The sequence below is a fragment of the Lentilactobacillus kefiri genome, assembly GCF_007989105.1.
Lineage (GTDB): Bacteria > Bacillota > Bacilli > Lactobacillales > Lactobacillaceae > Lentilactobacillus > Lentilactobacillus kefiri.
The window spans coordinates 1-21,277 of sequence record NZ_BJVK01000034.1; the positions used below are offsets into that span (position 1 = coordinate 1).

Here is a 21,277-nt window from a genome sequence, read left to right on the forward strand (position 1 = left end):
GTCTTTAAATTATGAATTTTCTTGGTCAGCTTGGCAGAGTTATACATATAACCCTTGGTTGCCCGATAAGGCTTTGAAGCAACCTTCTTGACCTTAACGACTTTAACTGTCCGTTTAGCGGCAGCATCCTGGGTCGTACTAAAGTTACCCAAGAATCCAATCGAGAACACCGCTGCTAAAACCATTGTGACAATGGCACGTTTTTGTTTCATGATCATTCCCCCGATTATTAGCATTTATACTTTTATAGTAGTACACGGACGCACTATATAAAAGTATTTTGCCACGAGTCAGCGACTTTTATCAGCCTTGGGTAAACCCGCGGTGACTTTTCGACTCAAGCGCAGATATGCAATGGCGTGCCATACAATTCCGGCAAGTAAAAAGACCCCGCCAGCCCAAACTGAAAAGAATGAAGCAACAATTGAAACAATGTAAATCAATACACTGATAATTGGGTCACTTTTAATGAAGTATGATTCTTCATCAACCTTAACGTGGGCCGTCTTCAATTCTGGATGCTTATAAACGTAACGATACAAGATTTCAAATGTGTAGCTGATAAACAGCGCAATGACCGCATAAGCAAACGGCCGTCCGAATATCAACCGGGTTGGCTTTGGCCAACGTTTCAGAAATCAAAGCAGTTGGATAATTGATCAGGGTTATCGAGAATATCACTAAAAGATTGATGACATTCAACATTGGGGTAATTCTGGCAATCGTGCTAAAGAAATCATGGTGAAACAGCCAGAGTGTCCCAATGTATAAGAATGAAACAACGTAGGCCAAGAGAATTGGCCATTGCTTCAGCATCGCTTCAAACAAGTGGCCTTCCTGATAATCCGGAAGTTTAAAGTCCAACACCAAAATAGTGATCAGAATGGCAAACATCCCGTCACTCATCGCTTGAATTCAATCTGATTTAAACAAAATAACACCTCACTATTGTTAATTAATCAAAATATTTGTGAACAAATTGGGCAACCCCATCTTCATCGTTGTTTCCGGTAATGACATCGCCAGCCTTCTTAACCGGCTCCTGGCCGTTCTCCATTACAACACCAATTTCAGCGTTTTTAATCATGCCCAAATCATTTTCAGCATCACCAAAGGCCACCAAATTACTGAAGTCCATGTCAAAATGATCCAGTAACGCCTTCAGGCCAACAACCTTATCCATCCCCGGTGCCAGAAATTCCATAATTTGGGGCTGTGAGCGGACAATGTGGTATTGGCTGCGCAAAGTATCATCCATGGCAGCTTGGTATTTATCCAATAATTCAGGTTGATCGCTGACAATGGCCTTTGAGTACTCGTCTGAGGTACTCAAATCAGAAAATGCCCGTGGAACAAAATCAATGTTGCCTTTGAATTGCTGCTGATACATTGAATGCTTCAAATCGGTCATTGGATAAACCTGTTGAAAGTCCAGAATATCCAGTGGGGCATTTTCAGCTTTGACAAAATTGTGTAATGGCACCAAATCAGCTTTTTGAATACCGCTTTTTGCCAGTTCAGCTTTGTCATTATTATGAACGACTAGTGCACCGTTAAAAGTGATTGTATAATCTGTGTCTTCAGTTAATCCCAACTGTTCAATGAAACGCCAGATGGCATTAATAGGGCGGCCGGTACACAATACCACCTTCACACCTTCATCATGAATGGCTTTTAACGCCTGCTCATTTCCTTGGGAAATTGTCTTGTCACTGGTCAATAAAGTACCATCTAAATCAAGTGCTACCATTTTAATCAAGTTGTCCGTCTCCTTTGTTTATCATACTAAATTCTAAGCAACTCCTACGTGAAAAACAATACCGGGAATTTTTTGACACGATTACATTATGTGAGAACGATAAGCAGCTGCTTAGCCGTTTTTAATGTTCCTACGGATAAATAAAAAATATCCCAAATTTATCGATAAGTTTGTTTGCTTGCGGGAGTATGGATTTGGCCCGGTTTCACAAACTAAAAAAGAAGTTCAGATGATGTCTCATCCGAACTTCTTAATTGATACGTATAACTAATTGATTATTTTAACTAATTTGTGATTCAAGTTCACGGAGTTCTGCTTCACGAACACTTCGTGGAAGAAATCTTCTGATTTCTTCTTCGTTAAATCCAACCTCAAGACGATGATCATCAAATATAATTGGACGTTTAATCAAATCTGGGTACTTAACAACCAAGTCAACCAACTGTGATACAGTCAGATTATCGAGGTCCAAATTCAACTTCTTATAGATGTTAGACCTTGTAGAAATGATGTCTTCACTACCATTTTCGGTTAAACGTAAAATTTGTTTTACTTCATCAGCGTTTAGAGGGTTGGAATTAATATTTCTTTCCTTAAAATCAATGTGATGGCTCTTCAACCATGCACGTGCCTTCCGACTTGATGCGCTGCTTTGTGCTACATATAAATTCAGCATTACAATTCCCCCCTGCTCAGTAACAAAAAAATACAAACGAGAAACAACATCCTTCAATTACTATATTATCATATTAGCAACTTTTGTCAATACGGTTACTTACTTATAGTAACTTACTTGTGAAATTAATTATACACCACTTATTTCGGTTATCAACTATAATATTGGTATTAAAACAACAAAAAGGAGAAATATTTTGTTAATCTTCTATTCACTTACGCTTCTCATCGTGGCGACGATTCTCGCCAACATCATTTACACAATGTTGCCGGCGATCCCACTGACCTTTTATCAAATTGGCTGTGGCCTGTTATTATCATTATTGCCATTTTTCCAAAATTATTCATTAGAGCCAGAAATCTTCATGCTGATGGTGATTGCACCATTAATGTTCAATGATGGCCAGAATACCAGCGGTGATCATTTTCGCCAATCATTCCGGCAAATCTTTAACTTAGCGGCAATTCTCGCTGTCATCACGGCCGTTGTCATTGGCCTGGTTGCCCATGTGCTATTGCCATTAATTCCGCTGGCACTATGCTTCGCGGTGGCAGCCATCGTCACACCAACCGACTCAGTTGCCCTCAAATCCATTACCAAAGATATCGAACTACCTACGAAGGTTTCCGGTGCACTGGAAAATGAATCACTTTTTAATGACGCATCCGTGATTGTCATTTTTAATTTGGCGTTGGCATCATTTATCAGTGGGGACTTCTCATTTTCAGAGGGATTGACGGAGTTCCTAATCAGTTTCTTTGGCGGTTTACTGATCGGTGGAATTGCCGGGTTCTTGTTTGTCAAAATCCAAACTGCCCTCGTTAATAAATCAATGGACACTGCCAGTGTCATCGTGCCGTTCAGTATGATGACGCCGGTTGCCATTTATTTAGTTTCTGAAGAACTGGGGTGCTCCGGTATTCTGGCGGTCGTCGCTGCCGGAATTGTTTACGGGATCAATCAAAGCCGTTTAAAGCTCACCTCAACCAATGTCCAGCTTGTCACCAATGCTGCCTGGGGAATCATCTCCAGCCTCTTAAACGGCGTTGTATTCGTTCTGTTGGGGGTCACCCTCCCCAAGGTCATCAGCAGAATGATTCCATACTCAAGGACATTGATTCTAAAATTAGTATTTGATGCACTGGCAATTTATCTGGTCATGTTATTGATCCGATTTATCTGGATGCGGATGAACATCTTCCACGTGCAGTCGACCAGGTCAACGACAAAGGAAGCCCTCGTTGCCGCAATCGGCGGGGTTCATGGAACGATTACGTTGGCCATGGCCCTATCAATCCCAGTTACATCTCTCGGCCAGCCGTTTCCATTTCGAAATCAATTGATTTATATTGCGACAATCGTTATCTTGTTAAGTCTCATCGTCCCAACTTTTGTACTGCCGTTTTTGTGTGAGAAAAAAGTGATTCAAGATCAAGGCGAATTTAATAAGTATCGGACCCAAATGGTTAATTACGCCATCACTCAGATTAAGTTGGACCCGACCGTTTCGGCTTTGGACCGAAATTACGTCATCGATATGCTTAACAGCCAGAAGAACAATCCCGAGATTGACCGGAAAGTCGTGCAAAACATTATGGCCGAAGTTCAGCGAGTCAGTGCCCAAGCCGTTGTTGACCTGGCCAACGAAGGAAAGATTGATCAAAAAGTTGCCAATATGTTTACCCGTCGAATCATTACCACGCCTAATCGAAACATGAAATTTATGACCCGAATAAAATACATTTTTAAATTTCAATCCCGTCGTTTCAAAGTCCGCAAGAAAGTCGCCCGAACTAAACGAAATGCCAGGCCAAACGTTCAAGCCAAAAGCCGTCAGGAGATCCACAACGAAAAGCATCGAATCAGTCAGCTCATCAAGAATGCGATGTTTGAGAGTGTGAACACCTATTTGGATCAAATTGAAAACGACGAAAACAGTGGTTCTGTTAATTTTATTCGCAGTTCCTACAGTTTTCGCCAGGAACGGGGAAAGACCGATCCCGAATCCGACGCAAAAAGAAATTCGTTATTAATTCAATCTTTCCAATCTGAATATTCATTTGTGGCTGAAGCCTTCAAGTCCGGCCAAATTTCCAGAAGCCTTTCAGATCAGCTTAGTCAAAGCATTTCAACCGATCAGATGGCTTACATGGAGCAAGGATCCGGCAGTGATTTACTGTTAGCTTAACCGGATTGGTCAACTGTAATTTACAATCACGGAATAATTGACTATACTTGACGATATACTTGATTTTGTGTGGGTGAAAATATGAAAATTACGCTATTAGCGACCAGCGATACGCATGGGTTTATCGAACCAACCAACTACGTTGATTCAGGCCTCGACAAGCCCTTCGGTATCGAAAAGGCGTGCACGACCATCAAAAAATATCAGAAGGCTCATCCCGACGAAAAAACAATTCTATTAGACAACGGCGATTTCCTTGAAGGATCGCCGATGGCATACTATGTCGCCAAACGGGCCGATAAGCAGGATCAGGATTCATTCTTTACTGCTTATAATGAAGTGGGCTATCAATTGGGGACAATTGGCAACCATGAATTTGACTATGGACTGGATTATCTGAACTACATGATGAAACATTCAGACCGTCATTTTGTGTGTGCCAACATCGTCGATAACAATAATGAACCGTTATTAGCCGATCCATACACAATTATGGACGTGGACGGCGTCAAGATTGGGTTCTTGGGCCTCACAACAACCTCAACGAAAAAATGGAAAAACGTCAATGATTTAAACGACTTCAACCTGATCTCCGAACTGGACGCGTGCAAACGCTACGTGCCCGAATTGAGAAAAAAGGCCGACGTGATCGTTGTCGTCTACCATGGTGGGTTTGAACGTGACCATACCGGCAACTGGAATGACATCAACCCCGGTGAAAATCGCGGCTATGATATTTTAAAAACCTTCCCTGAAATTGATGCAATGATTTCAGGTCATCAGCATCGAAAAATTGCCAGCCGATTGTTCAATGTTCCAATTGTTCAGCCGGGTTCACGCGGCCAGTACGTGGCTAAGATTTCAATTGAACTGTCAAATAAAGATAAATCAATTATCAAAACGGATTCGGAATTGCTTAACGTCAAAGATTCCGAACCTGATCCAACTATCAAAGAAACCGTTACTGATTTATCCAAACATTTGGAAACCTGGCTCGATAAGCCGCTTTCCCACATCAAGGGCAGCTTAACTTTTAATGATCCATTCAAAGCCCGGATCCACGAATCAGCCTTTATTGAACTCATTCAAAAAATTCAGATGGATAAGATGGGCACCGACCTTTCGGCAACCGCCCTGTATAACAACGAAGCCCATGGATTTGAAGATCCAATTACCATGCGAAACATCATTACCAATTATGTCTATCCAAACACCCTGGTCGCCTCCAAGATTACCGGTGCCGACCTGCGGGGCGCTTTGGAAGTCACAGCGCAGTACTTTACCGTTCGTCACGGTGATGTTGTCGTCAACGAAAAGTTTGTTTTTCCAAAAGAACGCTTTTACAACTACGATATGTATGAAGGCATCGACTACACCTTGGATATTTCCAAGCCGGTTGGCCATCGCGTGACTCGATTGAAATACCACGGCAAAGATGTTCAAGATGATCAAATTCTAATCATCGCTCTGAACCGTTATCGGGCAAGTGGTGGCGGTCACTATCCCATGTACACCAGCGATAAGATTATTCGATCAAGTGACATGACAATCAGTCACGTGATTATGGAATATCTGCAGAAACATCCGGTGGTTGAAGCAACTGTTAACCATAATTTTGACATTATTTCTGATTCTGAAAAAAGCAATTAATTTATTCAAGGCAAAGCACATCAGTGCTTTGCCTTTTTTATGACTTACAAACATTGGGGATCGATCATATTACCCACAAAAAAAGCCAACCCACATTCGGATTGGCTTATTATTATGCTTTCTTCAATTTACGATGACCTTTTTTCTTCTCGGCGCCAACATAGGCAATTGCCTTGAAGTCACGAATTGACGTTACCTTAATCTTACCTGGATAAGTCAATTCATTTTCAATTTCATCTCTGACTTCATCAGCCAGCTTTTGGTTCTGGACGTCATCAAGCTTCTTAGGATCAACCACAATTCGGATTTCACGACCGGCTTGAATGGCATAACTTTCTTTGACCCCTTGCTTGGAACTGGCAATCCGTTCCAAACTCTTAAGTCGGTTGACATATTCTTCAACAGATTCGCTTCGGGCACCTGGCCGACCACCGGAAATCGAATCTCCCGCGGCTACCAAATGGGCAATTGGCGTTGTCACATCAACATCCCCATGGTGAGAAGCAATCGAATTGACAACCTGTGGGTCTTCGCCATAGGTTTCAGCAATCTTAACTCCCAGCTCAACGTGGGTCCCGTCAACTTCACGGTCAATCGCTTTTCCAATATCATGCAGCAAGCCAGCCCGCTTGGCAATCTTGACATTCAAGCCAAGTTCAGCAGCCAGCATCCCTGAGATATCGGCAACTTCAATCGAGTGATTCAAAACGTTCTGACCATAACTAGTTCGGTACTTCAAACGACCAACAATCTTCAGCAGATCCGGATGCATCCAGCCGATATGAAGTGAGCCGACAACTTTTTCACCGGTTCGACGAAGCTCATTCATCAAATCAAGCTGAGCAGTCTCAACCTGATGTTCAATTGATTGGGCATTAATCTGTTTGGTAACAACCAAGTTGGTAATGACCGTCTTGGCAACTTCACGGCGTAATGGATCTTGAGTGACCACATGGAGCAAATGCGGATCGTCAGGATCAAAGACCAAATCGGTTCCAGTCAAAGTTTCAATATACCTGATATTGGAAGCTTCACGGCCAATCAACTTTTGCTTGGTGTTGTTGTCATTAATTTGAACAGAATGTTCAATGTGTTCACGAGGCATATCAACTGGTCCGCGCTGGATGGCATCGTCAGCCAAAATCTTGGCAATCTTAGGTGCGTTGACTTGAGCTTCATCATCCTGATACTTTAATTCAATATCTTTTTCACGCTTTAAGTCGACTGCCAGCTGATTAAGAATCTCTTGTTTTGCTTCATCAATGGTTATTGAACCACGATCCTGAAGAGTCTGCATCCGCTTTTGGCTGAGGCCATTGGCAGTTTGATGCAGCTTTTCAATTTCATTTTTCTTTTCATTGATCTCATGACTTTCGCCAGCCAATTTTTGATGAAGCTCATCAAGTCGTTCTTGGGTTTGCTTCAAGCCGTTTTGACGCTGGTCAATTCGGCTGTGACGGGTAATGTTATCCGCCTTGTAACTATTAAGCTCTTCTTCAATTGATTCTTTATAATCTTGAGTTTGTTTTTTGCCGTCAGAAAGAATCTTAACCGACTTCTCTTTGGCGTCTACCTCGGCTTTCGTTACCAGTTGTGCGGCAGTAGCTTTAGCTTGTTGGATTTCCTGCTGAAAGTGGTGTTTTTGCAGCTGATTGCCACAAATGACACCCACAACTGCGGCAATGATGCCGAGTGCAATAATATATAACAAGTGCGGACCTCCTTTCGTAAAACAGTCCTAATAGTAGTGTAACATAAACCGTTTGCGACCGTCTAAAAACATGTGGGTCCAGCCTAGTTCAAATATTTATCAAGAAACTTTTTAACGGTATTCCGATAAAGCGTTGGCCGGTTCTGAATTGAACGGGAATGACCGGGACCGGGAACGATTAACAACTGCTTTGGCCCTTTATCCGCTCTGTACAATGGATAAACCATTTTAGTTGGGACAAAGTGATCATGGGCCCCATGAATAAACAGCATTGGCCGCTTATTCTTGCGGACTTGTTTGAGTGCACTGGCATCCTTAAAGGAGTAGCCGTTCTTAACATGGTTAATCCCACTCACAATGTGAACCAGCGGGAACTTCGGCAAATGGTACAATTCCTTGGCTTGATACGCAACCTCGCTGTAAACATCGGTATAACCGCAATCTTCAATAAATGCTTTGACTTGATGCGGCAGTCCTTTCACACCGCTGACCATCATCGTTGTAGCACCGCCCATACTGGTACCAAAGACGGCAATTTTTGAATTCGATCCATTATGATCGATCACTTTGTGAATCCACTTGACGAAATCCAGCCGATCCGGCCAGCCATAACCAATATAATCTCCCTGGCTGTCACCCAGCCCCCGGGAATCAGGAAGCAGGACATTATATCCCAAGTTATGAAACATGTACGCATAATTAAACATGTTATCTTTATTGGACATAAACCCATGGGCAATAATAATGGTCTTCTTTGTGGGCTGTTTGGCTGCTATGTAATTGGCGTCCAGCTTCAAATGACGGGTGGCCGACATTTCATACCAGCGCTGCTTGTCAGCATTTTGATACCAGTGGTGAGCTGGATACAGTGGGTCCCCCTTCTTAATCGGTTTGGTTTTACTCAAAAATGACTTTGGTGCCGGGACAACGGCAACCTTGTAAAAATAGAGCCCAGCTCCAAACAAACCGCCACAAACCAGCACTGCAGCCGATGCCAAGCCAATTAAGATTTTTGTTTTTCGTTTCATTTCTCAATCCCACCAATTTAAATTTTCTCGTGATAAATATACCACATTAATCATTTTTCCGCCTAAATTTGGCGAAACGCAAAAAAGTCGTATAATATAAGTAACGAACAGGACGGTGATCACATGTTTCCAGAAAGATTACGAGCATTAAGAAAAGGCGAACATTTAACTTTGGAAGGACTGGCCAACGCAATCAATAAAGACTCCCCTACTGACAAGGAGCACGAAAGCACCGGCTCCCAGATCGGAAACTGGGAACGTGGTATTCGAACACCAAATTATGTTGAAATTCAACGGCTTGCCAAGTTCTTTGACGTGACAATGGACTACTTAACGGGTCTGACAGAGAACAATACTTACGATCTTGCAAGATTGTTTATCTCAGACAAAACGTTGCAGTTCAACGGTCAAGATCTCAGCTCGGCTGACCGATATGAAATTTATCAGCTTATCTCAGGTTACGTTCACGGAAGAAGCAACGCACCCCATGATAAGGGCCCACGAACGGAACAGGGACAGTTGGACTTATAGAATTAAAGTTATATAAAAGAGAAAATCTAATGGTGAACGTTATTGTCCATCATTGGATTTTCTTGTTTATATCCCTAGCCACATAATCAGCCAAACTGTTACAGCTGATTGTTACTGAATGAATTCCAAAGGAGCACTGCCACATGCTAACCAACAAGCAAAAGAAAAAATTGTTAAAGAAAAAGCAGCATACTAAAGCACCGTCTGAATCCAACTACATTTCTCAAATGCTGAAATATCGCGATCTGTTTAACGCGTATCCACAAATCAAATTTTTAATTAACAACGTGATTGAAAGCGACCATCTCATTAAGCAGGGATTGTTGCCGCAAGACCTTCCCGAACTGATTCTCCCTGATGATATTCAAGATCAGATTTTCAAGAATATCAACAAGCAATTCAAACCGGGCGATCCTGAGGGTGACAAACTTTGGAATGAACTATCCGACGCCCTGCCAAAGCTGGACAAGCAACTGCGGTCATTCCGTGATTATTTGGAAAGCGAGTATGGCATGTGGGCTTATATCTCTGCCCCATTTGCCAAAGATCTTGCCAAATATATCGGCGATGATTCCGCACTCGAAATCATGGCGGGCAATGGGAATATTTCCAAGGGCCTGACTGATTTGGGCGTCAAAGTATTCCCAACCGATAGTTTGGAGTGGGTCAACGAAAACCAGACCGGCAAACATCAACTGATTGACGTTGAAAAGCTCGACGCGTTGTCAGCCATCGCCAAATATCAGGATCAGGTCAAATACATCATCATGAGCTGGTCACCGGACAAGCAAACCATTGATGTTGACGTCTTAAATGCCATTAGAAAAGCCTATAACGATTTGGAATTAATCGTCATCGGCGAAAAAAATGGCGCTACCGACTCAAAAGAGTTCTGGCAGCAGGCCCATTTTATCAAACCAGATATTGCCAAACAGCTGAATCAACATCATCAGCCGTTTGATTTGATTAAAGATCAGGTTTACCTAGTTGACTAAGCTTGGGTAATGGTAACTTTCTAATTAACGCATGCTTTTCAATCGGCTTCTTCTCAAATTCGAGAAGGGCCTTTTTTGTTTCTTTCCCGCCACGGTAATCGCCAAGGTCGCCATTGGAGTGAATCACTCGGTGGCACGGCACAACGATTAGATCAGGATTCATCGCAACCGCATGGGCAACCGGCCGAATTGATTTGGACTTGCCGACATTCTCAGCCAATTGCTTATAGATAATGGTTTCACCATATGGAATTTTCTGGATTTCTGCCCACACCTGGTGTTGGAGTTCAGTTCCAACCCCATCCAAGTCGACTGGCAGGTCAAACGTTTTTCGCTTTTTATCAAAGTAATCGGTGAATTCTTCCAAATAATCATTGGTCACCGTTTCATCGTACATAAATTGAAAGTCGTATCGATTAGGGTAAAAATCAAAAAGTTCAGACAGATACTTTCCGGGACTGGAAACAAAGCTCAGGCCCTTTTGAGTTACTGTGAAGAAAAATTTTTGATTATTCACTTCGATGCTTTCCCAAAATAATTTTTTCATTCAATCAAATCTCCAATATTGTCGAGTTGTCCAATGGGATTATTGTACCATATTGCGTTGATATATGAGTCGGGGTGGCTTGCTTGACTCAAAGACACCGAATTGCCACAATGATGTTATAGATTGCAAATAATGAAGGAGCCGAACATATATGGCAGACACCAACAAAGCAACCGCCGAAACATCAGCGGACTTACATTATGACTTAAGTAAAATTAATATTGATCAACCTGTCCATGAGTTAATCGATCAAGGTAAAAAAATTCGTGACAGCGTGCCATTTGAAAAACTGGGAACGTTTATCCCAGTCAAACGGAACGTGGTTCAAGGAATCTCCCACGTTGAACAAAAGATGATCGCTGATTTGATGCCATTACGGCACAAACGCCTGGCAGCATCAGCCTTCGCCTTTTTCCGGGGAACTGATGAATTGATGGCGTTCGATCTTTCCAAGCAGACATCGACCAACATCCCAGTCGTCATTTCAGGTGACGCTCATATTGGCAACTTCGGATTTTACGCCTCCCCTGAACGAAAACTCTTGTTTGACCTTAACGATTTCGATGAATCAACAATCGGTTCCTGGGATTGGGATATTCGCCGACTTCTGGTCAGCATTGTCCTGCAAGGTGAACTTTTGGGATTGGACCATGACCAAATCCATTCAACAATGAAGGGTGCCGTTGAAACCTACCAGCAAATTTTAAAGGAATGTTTCGAAAATCATTCAGCAATGGAGCGCTACTACTTCTCCACAGAAGTTGAATCATTCCTGCAGTCGGAAGATTCCAGTGAATCACTGCCAAAGGTTTGGCGCAAAATTCGTGATAGTGCCGAACAGCGAAATTCGGATAAAGTGGTCAAAAAGTTTACCACAATGAATTCTCGGGGGCATTTGGTCTTTAAAGAAAATGCACCGCGCACGGTTCACGTCAGCGACCAGCGTTTCAACGAGATTCGGGAGCACCTAAGAAGTTATACAAGGTCTGTCAGTCCTGACGTAACGGTTCTGCTGTCCCAATTCCATATCAGTGACATTGTTCGCCACAGTGTTGGTGTCGGCAGCTTTGGCACCCGCTGTTATTTGGTTTTACTGACGGCAATTGACGGCAGCCACCTGGTTCTTCAAATCAAAGAAGCCCTGCAGACACGTCGGTTCAGAGGGTTTGATGTCACCACCCCATTCAGTCAAAGTAAGCCTGACAACGGCGAACGAATCGTTACCTGCCAGCAGATTTTGCAGCGGGCATCCGATCCGCTCTTGGGCTTTTATCATAATTCGGACAGCGGCCGCAGCTACTATGTCCGCCAATTCTGGGATATGAAAGAATCAATCAATTTGGATAAATTAGATGAAGATGATTTCAAAACCTATGCTAAAATTTGTGGTCTCCTATTGGCACGAGGACATGCTCAAAGCCCAACTGCTGCAATTGTTCACGGCTATGTTGGAACAAAAAAGAAGCTTGTTTCAGCCCTCATTAATTGGGCAGACGATTATTCAAAGCAGGTTCACAAAGATTATCAAGAATTTTTAAATTCGTTAGATGCAGATAAAACGGAGGAATAACAATGCACAAAGTTGTTTTTCATATTGATGAACCGGAAAAATGGCCCCACACGTTGAGCAATATCACGAACTTGCTGGACTATGGCAAGGTTAACCAGGAAACTTACGAGATTGTCGTATTGGTCAATGGCGATGCAATTACCGGCTATTTGGATGAAACCTTGAGAAACTCAATTGAACAGTTCAACGAAGAGGGCATTGGTTTCCATGCCTGCAATAATTCAATGAACAGCCACCATGTAAAAGCGACCGACCTACCGGAAAACGTGGAAATCGTGTCAGCGGGAGTGGCCGACTTGGTGTCACTGCAGGAGCAGGGATTTGCATATGTGAAGGCGTAGAGTGCGACAAGGCACGGGTGATCCCGGTGCCTAACTGAAAAAATCACTTAAGGAATGGTCTGTATTCCTTGAGTGATTTTTTTGGTTGGGTGGAGGGATCAGTGCCGTCGGAGCACGTTTCAGCAAAGTAGCCTCCAAAAGCCCCCAAACAACAAAACAAACGGACCGAGAAAATTTTCCCGATCCGTTTTTAAATCTATCCAATTAACTTCTTAACGCCGCCTTGAATTTCTTCAGGCCTATTAACGATGGTATTGGCATGCGCACCAAGCAATTCAGGGACATCCCCAAATCCATAGGTTACCCCAAGCGTTTTAACGTGATTATTGTATCCACCCAGCATATCGGTATCGCGGTCACCAATCATAATGCTGTCAATGTTTTTGGCATTTCTTTGTTCCAATGCGTATTTCAATACAGCGGTCTTGGTCATCCGGGTACGTTCATCATTTCCCGCGCCAAAACGGCCATTGAAATACTGACTGATTTTCAGTTCGTCGGTAATGTCATGAATCAGTTCTTCAGGCTTGGCAGAGGCAATGTTGACATCGTAGCCCTGAGCATCCAAAGTTTTTAATTCATCAATGATTCCGGGATATAAATTCAGTTGGAACATCCCCTGATTCTTATAGTAATCATGATAGTATTTGACTGTATCCAAGCGATCGCTTTCAGTCAGCTTGGGATAAAACTTTTCCAAACTTGTGAGAAGTGCCGGCCCGATAAATTTAAGATATTGATCATGGGTCAATTCCGGCAGCTTCATTTTATCAACCGCATATTTGAGAGATTTAACAATTCCCTCTTCAGAATCAGCAATAGTGCCGTCAAAATCAAAAAATAAATGTGTCATGAGTGACCTGCTTTCTTTTCTGCTTAATAATTATGTATTATCAAGGGTATGGCGGTATAAATCAAGTGCTTTCCAATTCAATTGACTTCATCGTTCCCAAATTGTTGTATATTAGAAGTATTAAAAAATTGAAAAGGGGTCAGTCTACCAATGATTCTCACGTTTATCTTCTTAATAATTGCCGGCTTTGCGGCCGGATTACTCGCCTCTGTTGCGGGACTGGCTTCACTTGTATCATACCCGGCGCTATTGGCGGTTGGCTTGCCGCCTGTTTTAGCCAACGTGACCAATACGACCGCCCTCATCTTTTCTGGAATTGGTGCCACTGCATCTTCAATGAAAGAACTGCGGGGTCACTGGAAAAAACTGACACTTTACGTCATCTTATCGTTGATCGGAAGTATTGGCGGTAGTATTCTGCTGTTGGTTGCCCCAGCCTCTTCATTTGAAAAGGTCGTTCCGTTCTTTATTCTCTTTGCCGGCATTCTATTGTTCATGTCTGGCAGAAAAAAAGATACCTCCACTTCCAAGCTCAAGCAGGCCCACCAGACACCCTCAAAACATTTTTGGGTATCATTGATCAGCTTAACCGGGATTGTCCTCGTTGGTGCTTATACCGGCTATTTTGGGGCAGCTGGTGGCGTCATCTTTCTGGCCATTCTTTCAGTCATCACCGATGATCAGTTCACCGTTGTCAACGCCATGAAAAATGTCATCGCATTTGCCGGCAACATGATTGCCACCGTCATCTTTATCTTTAAGTCAAAGATTGACTGGCTTTTCGTTGTTCCACTGGGATTTGGTCTCCTAATCGGCGGCTACACTGGGCCAATCATTGTTCGGCATTCAAATATCCACTTGCTGCGAATTTTGATTTCGTTGGCAGCGTTCGGCTTGGCCGGTTATTTATTTGTGACGGCTTATTTCTAAATAGTTTGTATGCATTAGGATACAACTAAAAAAACTGGCGCTCATCAAAAGTCACATGATTTTTGATGAACGCCAGTTTCTTTTTTTGAATTCAAAATGTTAAAGCAAAATCATTTTTATCATAACTTAGAAAGTAATTTGGCCGACAATCAATCCATAAATCGTATAGATTGCAGCAATGACAATCACAATTGCAAGCGTCATTTCAACTGGTCCAAAGACTTTTTTGGCATGGTTGTCCTTCTTTTGAAGAATCCAGAATACTGGAATTCCTGCAGCAAACAGCAGAGACATCAGGAGTAGGAAGTTTGCGCCGGCGGCAAATAACAGCCAGCAGGCATAAATACTGGAGATAACACCAATGATGATGTTTCCCATTCTGCCTTTGCCATGATCTTCATTGACCGAGTACTTCAATTGATAGAATGCTGAGAATGCGTATGGAATCAAAATCGCAGCACTGGCAATTGAATAGAAGAAGTTATAAGCAGAAACTGTAATCAAGTATGAGAACATGAAAATTTCAACACAGACATTGGTTACAGTTAATGATGTGATTGGCGCACCATTCTTATTTTCCTTGGCAAAGATCTTTGGGAACGTTCCTTCCTTGGCGGCTTCGTATGGTAATTGACCGGCAAACATGGTCCATGACAACCAGGCACCAACAACGGAAATAATCAATCCGCCGTTAACAACCATCGCACCCCATTTACCAACCAAGCTTTGAAGCAACTCAGCCATTGCCGGCTGGGTCAAGTGTGAAAGTCCTGCCCGACTCATAACACCGAATGATAGCAAGGTAATTAACATATAAATCAAAATAACGGTAATAATTCCAAGAACGGTTGCTTTACCAACATCGGAACGCTTACGTGCCCGACCTGAGAAGACAACGGCTCCTTCAATTCCGATAAATACCCAAACAGTTACCAGCATCGTGCTCTTGGCTTGAGCCATCACACTGCCAAACTCAAACTTACCGCTTGGTGTGTACCAGAAATCACTGGTAAACATGTTCATCTTGAACGCGAATATCACAATAATGATGAAAAGGAATATTGGAATCAATTTGGCAATCGTAATGATTGTGTTAACAAATGATGCTGATTCAACTCCCCGTAAAATCATGAAGTGGCAGGCCCATAAAATAAATGATGCCGCAATGATTGACCAAATGTTTTGGCCATCACCGAAAATTGGCAGGAAGTAGGCAACCGCACTCATTAAAAGCGTTGCGTAACCCACATTTCCAAGCCATGCGGACAGCCAATAGCCCCATGCGGAGTTGAATCCCATGTACTTACCAAATCCGGCTTCGGCATAACTATAAACCCCGGCGTCAAGATCCGGCCGTTTCATCGTCAAATTCTGGAACGTTAAAGCCAACATGACCATTCCAATGGCGGTAATGACCCAACCAATGATAATGGCACCAGCACCGGCCCCAACGGCCATATCGTGCATTAGGTTGAATACCCCACCACCGATAATTGATCCAACGACCAATCCGATCAGTTCGAGCAGTCCTAATTTACCATCGTGCTCTTTCATTTAGCTCACTCCCTCGAATGAAAATATTTAATTAATATGAATCATCGTCGATCTTTAAAATTTTAAAATACTTACGATTATATTGAACCTTGTTCTCCGCGACCAGTTGTTGAACCATCTGGCTGGTGGTTTCCCTCGTCGTTCCGCTGACCTTTGATAGTTCAACCAGCGTTATTGGATACGGCACAAGGATCGTGTCATCTTCTTGAATTTCACCGATTTGCTGGCCAATGAAGAGAATGGCGTTCCAAACCCGGCATTTGGCACTGGTAGTTACCATGCGCTGAAGCTGAGTCTCTGAAGTGTTGATGATTTTGCTCATCTCTTTAACGGCATTCACCATTAACTCGGGATTTTCACGCAAGACTTCTTCATAGATCGGCATTGAGAATTCGGCTAATTTGACTTCAGACATTGTTTCAACCGTATAGGCATATCGATCGTCCTCAAATAAGCCAATATAGGGAAAGGCTTTTTGTGGTCGAATGTACAAATACAGCTGTTCATCACCGTTTTTATCCCAGTGAAAAGACTTGCAGACACCGTCGATTAAATAATAAAACCGATCCCGTGTGTCACCTTGGTCAAACAAGATCTGACCCCGATGATAGGTTTTGACTTTCATTTCATTAATCAGTTGCTCGATATACTTGTCACTTAGCGGACTGAATTCCGGATGACTGCGTAGTTTTTTCGCATAGTCGGCATAATCACGCTTATTCTTTAAAATCATAAATACACTCCCAAAAGCGGTTACATAATTGTGTTCTCATTAGTAGTGTACCCCACATAACGTGATTAAACATTAAACGGCTCTAAGATGATTTTAACGTCAATTCGAAAACAGCCTATTTCGGTTCAATAATGGTTCCAGAACCATCGTTGATGAATCCTTCGATGTTGTCCAAAGCAGTTACAACGGCTTTGTTGCCAGTTGCTTCCACAAAATCAATTGCGGCTTCAACTTTAGGCAGCATACTGCCTGGAGCAAATTGCTTTTCGCCGATATATTTATGCAGGTCGGCAACTGAAACATGTTCCAATTTCTTTTGATCCGGCTTGTTGAAGTTCACGAAAATATTAGGAACGGCGGTCAGGATGATCAACGCATCTGCACCAACCAATTCGGCTAATTTTTCACTGGCAAAGTCTTTATCGATAACGGCTTCTTTACCAACTAGCTGATGGCCCTCGGTTACGACCGGCACGCCACCACCACCAACTGAAATTGGTACGATTCCGGCGTCAACTAAAGCATTGACAGCTTTGGTTTCAACAACACCGATTGGCTTTGGTGAAGGAACAACCCGGCGATAACCACGGCCGGCATCTTCAACAAAGTTGAAACTTGGATTTTGTTTCTTGGCCAAGTCGGCATCTTCTTTGGTCATAAAAGGTCCGATTGGCTTGGTTGGGTTGGCAAATGCCGGATCATCGGCACTGACTTCAACTTGGGTGACCACTGTGGCAACCGTCTTATCCAGGCCTTTTTCGCTAATGACCTGATCCATGGCGTTCTGCATCCAGTAACCGATGCTTCCCTGCGTCATGGCAACACATGAATCAAGCGGCATTTCAGGGTTCTCGTTGGTACTTCCTGCAGCCTGCTGTAATAATAAGTTTCCAACTTGGGGACCATTTCCGTGAGAAATGATCAGTTGGTCGCCGTTTTCAATAAATTTAACCAGGTGTTCTGCCGTATCGCGTAATGCTTGTTGTTGTGCAGCAGCTGATGCATCCTTTGACAGGATGGCGTTACCACCTAGGGCAACTACGATTTTACGTCCCATAATAATTCTCCTCTGTCTTAGAAAATAATAAGGGACTGGGACAAAACAAATGTTTTGTTGCCAGTCCCTTGTATTGTTAAGCTATTTTTCAAGGTGGGTACTAGGCTGAAACTGTTTTGGCTGTCATCCAGCCGAAACGTGTTCGGGCGCAACTGATGCTAACTTCTAAGTGTCCTTTGGCTAAAACCCAAGACCGGGCTTTCAGCCAAAACACCCTTAGAAACCGCATCACCCGTTGCTGCTCACACTCTAGGAATAAAGAGATTACCTAAAGTTGCGGCCATCATTGCCTTGATTGAGTGCATTCTGTTTTCTGCTTCTTCGAATTGACGAGCATACTTGCTGGTAAACACTTCATCAGTAACTTCCATTTCAGTAATGCCGTACTTCTTCTCAATATCTTTACCATATTCAGTTTCGGTATTGTGGAATGCTGGCAGGCAGTGCATGAAGATTAATTGATCATCAGGAGTACCGGTCTTCTTCAATGCTTCCATGTTTACCTGGTAAGGAGTTAACAATTTAACTCGTTCTTCCCAGTTGCTTTCACCCATTGATACCCAAACGTCGGTATAAACAATGTTTGAACCCTTCATACCTTTATCAAGGTCATCAGTGATTAAAAGCTTTGCGCCTGACTTCTTAGCGAAGCCGTTGGCGATGTTTTGGATTTCGTCAGTTGGGAACAATTCCTTAGGAGCAACAATGTGAATGTTGACACCCAGGATTGCACCGGTAACAAGTAATGAGTTGGCAACGTTGTTACGGCCGTCACCCATAAATGTCAAAGTCAATCCTTTGAGTTTGCCAAAGTTTTCCTTAACAGTCATGAAGTCAGCCAACATTTGAGTTGGGTGCCATTCATCGGTTAAGCCGTTCCATACTGGAACACCACTGTCGCGGGCAAGAATTTCAGCATCACTTTGCTTGAATCCACGGAATTCAATTCCATCAAACATGCTGCCCAAAACTTTGGCAGTATCGGAAGTTGATTCCTTCTTGCCTAATTGAATATCGTTTTGGCCAAGGTACTCTGGGTGAGCACCAAGATCAATAGCAGCTGTGGTAAATGCTGAACGGGTACGAGTTGATGACTTTTCGAACAGAAGGGCAATGTTTTTGCCTTCCAAGTAACGATGAGGAATATGGTTCTTCTTCAAAGTCTTGAGATGCAATCCAAAGTCAATCAAATATTCGAGTTCTGCGGCTGTAAAGTCTTTTTCGGCTAAAACACTGCGTCCTTGAAATACGTTTTGTCTGAAATCTTTTGTCATAATCGAATTCTCCTTGATGATTATTGTTTTGCTTGGGTACTTGGGTTTGTTTTTGTAGAGTTGTTTGGTGGATATGTTCGTTGATTTGGAGCTTAACTAGTAACTACATGTTGGTGCGGTTAGACAGCTTAGCTGAAACGCGCTCCGACGCAACTGATGCTAACTTCTAAGTGCACTTTAACTAAAATCCCAGAACCAGGGATTTCAGTCAAAGCACCCTTAGAAACCGCATCACCCGTTGCTCGTCGCACTCTGCTTTAAACGTGCTCCGACACCCCTGGTTCCTACTGTGTAAGGTAAAAATTCTAACGATGAACCAAACCCGTTCATCATTAAAATTTCTACCTTACACTCCGGGACCAACCCAGGCCTCGTCACACTCTAGTCTAAATATCCTCTCTCACAATTGGGCAGCTCATGCAACGTGGGCCCCCACGTCCTCTTGACAATTCACTTGAGATAACCTCAAGCACTTTGAGTCCGTGTTTTCTAAGCAAATCGTTTGATACATAGTTTCTATTATAAGTAACTACGACACCAGGTGCGATTGCCAATGTGTTTGAGCCATCGTTCCATTGCTCACGGCCGGCGATGATTGGATCTCCGTTACCAGTTGGGATCAAGTCAAGATCATCAAGCTTCAAAGCATCCTTCAAAACTTGTTTGAGGTCTGTTCTGTGATCCAAGTTGAGTTCACCATTCTTGCCTGGAGTAATTGTCCAAGTATCGATATGGCCGCCTTCACCTAAGATTCCTGGGTGAACAGTAAATTGATCGTAGTTAATCATTGTGAACACAGTATCCAAATGCATCATTGCATGGTTATGCGGAATCTTAATTGCAATAACGGTGTCAAAATGACCTTCTTTAAATAAGTTTTTAGCAATATCTTGAATGGCATCAGCTGAAGTACGTTGTGATACTCCGATTGCCATGACATGATCATTTAAGACTAATTCGTCTCCACCTTCGATACGAGTATCGTGGTTTCGATCACGCCATACATGAACACCCTTGTTAGCAAAACGTGGGTGATACTTAATAACGATTTCATTGAAGAGTGATTCGCGTTGTCTTGCAGGGAATGTCATGTGGTTAATACTTAATCCTTCACCGATACATGCCGAAGGGTCACGGGTGAAGTAAAGGTTAGGCATTGGATCCATGTAGAACTCGTAACCTTCCGTCTCAGCAGCACTTACTAAGTCTGTTGGTACGAAATCAACTTCGTTCTTACGGATACCTTCCATGATCTTGTTGACCATGTCTTGATTGTTCATGCTGCCGAGGTATTCTTTCAATGCATCATGAATGGTACCTGCTGCATATCCAGATTCGGTCAACATTTGCTCCAAGAAGTCATTACGTACTTTGTCACCAGCTGCATCTAAAGCTTCAGCAGCTAATTTTTCAAGATACAATACTTCGACACCGTTGTCTCGTAAAGTATCGGCAAAGTAATCATGTTCCTTTTGGGCAATTGGTAAATATGGAATGTCATCGAATAATAACCGGGGCATCATGTCAGGTGTAAAGTTTTCAATTTCTCTACCCGGACGTTTCAGTAAAACTGTTTTCAACTTACCGATTTCCGATGTTACATGAATTGGACTTGTCATTTTGTTACCTCCTCTTCCATTAATACAAATACATCATAACCCCATTTGAAAACGTTAACGCATATTTTTTAACATTTAAAATGTGAAAAAGCTCACACAATTAGCACGCCAAATGTTTACGCTTTCATTTTATAAACCTTCTTGCGGGATATTCGCTTTGCAGCAGCATGTTTATGGGTAATTATGCAGTTTGAAATGTTTAAATTAGAACATAAGAATTTGATTAGATTTCTAAACTACTTAGGGTCTGTCTGGAAACTA

Annotated in this window: 20 protein-coding genes and 1 pseudogene; 7 read left to right on the top strand and 14 right to left on the bottom strand. The window is 42.7% G+C overall.

The window, feature by feature from the left end; genetic code table 11:
• The 5 genes and pseudogenes from LKE01_RS09615 to spx all read right to left on the bottom strand — a co-directional run.
• Nucleotides 1–212, bottom strand: a pseudogene (locus LKE01_RS09615) (M57 family metalloprotease); the annotation flags it as partial.
• Between the two features lie 78 nt (nt 213–290).
• Nucleotides 291–608 (bottom strand): hypothetical protein, encoded by a 318-nt coding sequence (locus LKE01_RS12215; protein WP_225364675.1) that lies wholly within the window; start codon nt 606–608, stop codon nt 291–293.
• Nucleotides 547–906: a TMEM175 family protein gene (locus tag LKE01_RS12220; RefSeq protein ID WP_225426949.1), complete on the bottom strand. Its 360-nt coding sequence runs from the start codon at nt 904–906 to the stop codon at nt 547–549. The genes LKE01_RS12215 and LKE01_RS12220 overlap by 62 nt, the downstream gene beginning before the upstream one ends.
• A gap of 49 nt (nt 907–955) precedes the next feature.
• Nucleotides 956–1,750, bottom strand: a complete 795-nt coding sequence (locus LKE01_RS09625; protein ID WP_054769590.1) for a Cof-type HAD-IIB family hydrolase — start codon at nt 1,748–1,750, stop codon at nt 956–958.
• Between the two features lie 289 nt (nt 1,751–2,039).
• Complete coding sequence (gene spx / locus LKE01_RS09630) at nt 2,040–2,435, bottom strand: transcriptional regulator Spx (protein ID WP_013727307.1); 396 nt, start codon at nt 2,433–2,435, stop codon at nt 2,040–2,042.
• A gap of 196 nt (nt 2,436–2,631) precedes the next feature.
• Between spx and LKE01_RS09635 the strand changes: the two genes are divergently transcribed.
• Complete coding sequence (locus LKE01_RS09635) at nt 2,632–4,623, top strand: cation:proton antiporter (protein ID WP_056982811.1); 1,992 nt, start codon at nt 2,632–2,634, stop codon at nt 4,621–4,623.
• 81 nt (nt 4,624–4,704) lie between these two features.
• On the top strand, nt 4,705–6,273 hold the full coding sequence (locus LKE01_RS09640) for a bifunctional metallophosphatase/5'-nucleotidase (RefSeq protein WP_056982813.1): 1,569 nt from the start codon (nt 4,705–4,707) through the stop codon (nt 6,271–6,273).
• A gap of 112 nt (nt 6,274–6,385) precedes the next feature.
• On the opposite strand, the gene rny is transcribed toward LKE01_RS09640, so the two are convergent.
• Together rny and LKE01_RS09650 are read right to left on the bottom strand one after the other, a co-directional pair.
• Nucleotides 6,386–7,984 (bottom strand): ribonuclease Y, encoded by a 1,599-nt coding sequence (rny, locus tag LKE01_RS09645; protein ID WP_054769583.1) that lies wholly within the window; start codon nt 7,982–7,984, stop codon nt 6,386–6,388.
• Nucleotides 7,985–8,067: 83 nt separating this feature from the next.
• Nucleotides 8,068–9,012 carry an alpha/beta hydrolase gene (locus LKE01_RS09650; protein WP_054769584.1) on the bottom strand — a complete coding sequence of 315 codons (945 nt, stop codon included), beginning with the start codon at nt 9,010–9,012 and terminating at the stop codon, nt 8,068–8,070.
• Nucleotides 9,013–9,135: 123 nt separating this feature from the next.
• Between LKE01_RS09650 and LKE01_RS09655 the strand changes: the two genes are divergently transcribed.
• Both LKE01_RS09655 and LKE01_RS09660 read left to right on the top strand, forming a co-directional pair.
• Nucleotides 9,136–9,543, top strand: a complete 408-nt coding sequence (locus tag LKE01_RS09655; RefSeq protein ID WP_054769585.1) for a helix-turn-helix domain-containing protein — start codon at nt 9,136–9,138, stop codon at nt 9,541–9,543.
• 143 nt (nt 9,544–9,686) lie between these two features.
• Nucleotides 9,687–10,538 (top strand): hypothetical protein, encoded by an 852-nt coding sequence (locus LKE01_RS09660; RefSeq protein ID WP_056982815.1) that lies wholly within the window; start codon nt 9,687–9,689, stop codon nt 10,536–10,538.
• On the opposite strand, the gene LKE01_RS09665 is transcribed toward LKE01_RS09660, so the two are convergent.
• Nucleotides 10,510–11,085: a methylated-DNA--[protein]-cysteine S-methyltransferase gene (locus tag LKE01_RS09665; protein WP_056982818.1), complete on the bottom strand. Its 576-nt coding sequence runs from the start codon at nt 11,083–11,085 to the stop codon at nt 10,510–10,512. The genes LKE01_RS09660 and LKE01_RS09665 overlap by 29 nt on opposite strands.
• A gap of 151 nt (nt 11,086–11,236) precedes the next feature.
• Here LKE01_RS09665 and LKE01_RS09670 point away from each other — a divergent pair, with 151 nt between their 5' ends.
• On the top strand, nt 11,237–12,655 hold the full coding sequence (locus tag LKE01_RS09670) for a DUF2252 domain-containing protein (RefSeq protein ID WP_056982819.1): 1,419 nt from the start codon (nt 11,237–11,239) through the stop codon (nt 12,653–12,655).
• A gap of 2 nt (nt 12,656–12,657) precedes the next feature.
• A complete protein-coding gene (locus LKE01_RS09675; protein WP_054769586.1) occupies nt 12,658–12,996 on the top strand; it encodes a DsrE family protein in 339 nt (112 codons plus the stop codon).
• A gap of 196 nt (nt 12,997–13,192) precedes the next feature.
• On the opposite strand, the gene LKE01_RS09680 is transcribed toward LKE01_RS09675, so the two are convergent.
• Nucleotides 13,193–13,849 carry an HAD hydrolase-like protein gene (locus LKE01_RS09680; protein ID WP_056982821.1) on the bottom strand — a complete coding sequence of 219 codons (657 nt, stop codon included), beginning with the start codon at nt 13,847–13,849 and terminating at the stop codon, nt 13,193–13,195.
• Between the two features lie 150 nt (nt 13,850–13,999).
• Between LKE01_RS09680 and LKE01_RS09685 the strand changes: the two genes are divergently transcribed.
• A complete protein-coding gene (locus LKE01_RS09685; protein WP_056982823.1) occupies nt 14,000–14,779 on the top strand; it encodes a sulfite exporter TauE/SafE family protein in 780 nt (259 codons plus the stop codon).
• Nucleotides 14,780–14,905: 126 nt separating this feature from the next.
• Here LKE01_RS09685 and arcD read toward each other — a convergent pair whose 3' ends face one another.
• The 5 genes from arcD to arcA form a co-directional block, all read right to left on the bottom strand.
• A complete protein-coding gene (arcD, locus tag LKE01_RS09690; protein WP_056982825.1) occupies nt 14,906–16,333 on the bottom strand; it encodes an arginine-ornithine antiporter in 1,428 nt (475 codons plus the stop codon).
• A gap of 31 nt (nt 16,334–16,364) precedes the next feature.
• Nucleotides 16,365–17,066, bottom strand: a complete 702-nt coding sequence (locus tag LKE01_RS09695; protein ID WP_054769587.1) for a Crp/Fnr family transcriptional regulator — start codon at nt 17,064–17,066, stop codon at nt 16,365–16,367.
• A gap of 115 nt (nt 17,067–17,181) precedes the next feature.
• Nucleotides 17,182–18,123 (bottom strand): carbamate kinase, encoded by a 942-nt coding sequence (arcC, locus tag LKE01_RS09700; protein WP_054769588.1) that lies wholly within the window; start codon nt 18,121–18,123, stop codon nt 17,182–17,184.
• A 242-nt stretch (nt 18,124–18,365) separates the two neighbouring features.
• On the bottom strand, nt 18,366–19,397 hold the full coding sequence (gene argF / locus LKE01_RS09705) for an ornithine carbamoyltransferase (protein WP_054769589.1): 1,032 nt from the start codon (nt 19,395–19,397) through the stop codon (nt 18,366–18,368).
• 386 nt (nt 19,398–19,783) lie between these two features.
• Nucleotides 19,784–21,016: an arginine deiminase gene (arcA, locus tag LKE01_RS09710; protein ID WP_056982827.1), complete on the bottom strand. Its 1,233-nt coding sequence runs from the start codon at nt 21,014–21,016 to the stop codon at nt 19,784–19,786.
• Nucleotides 21,017–21,277: the final 261 nt, after the last annotated feature.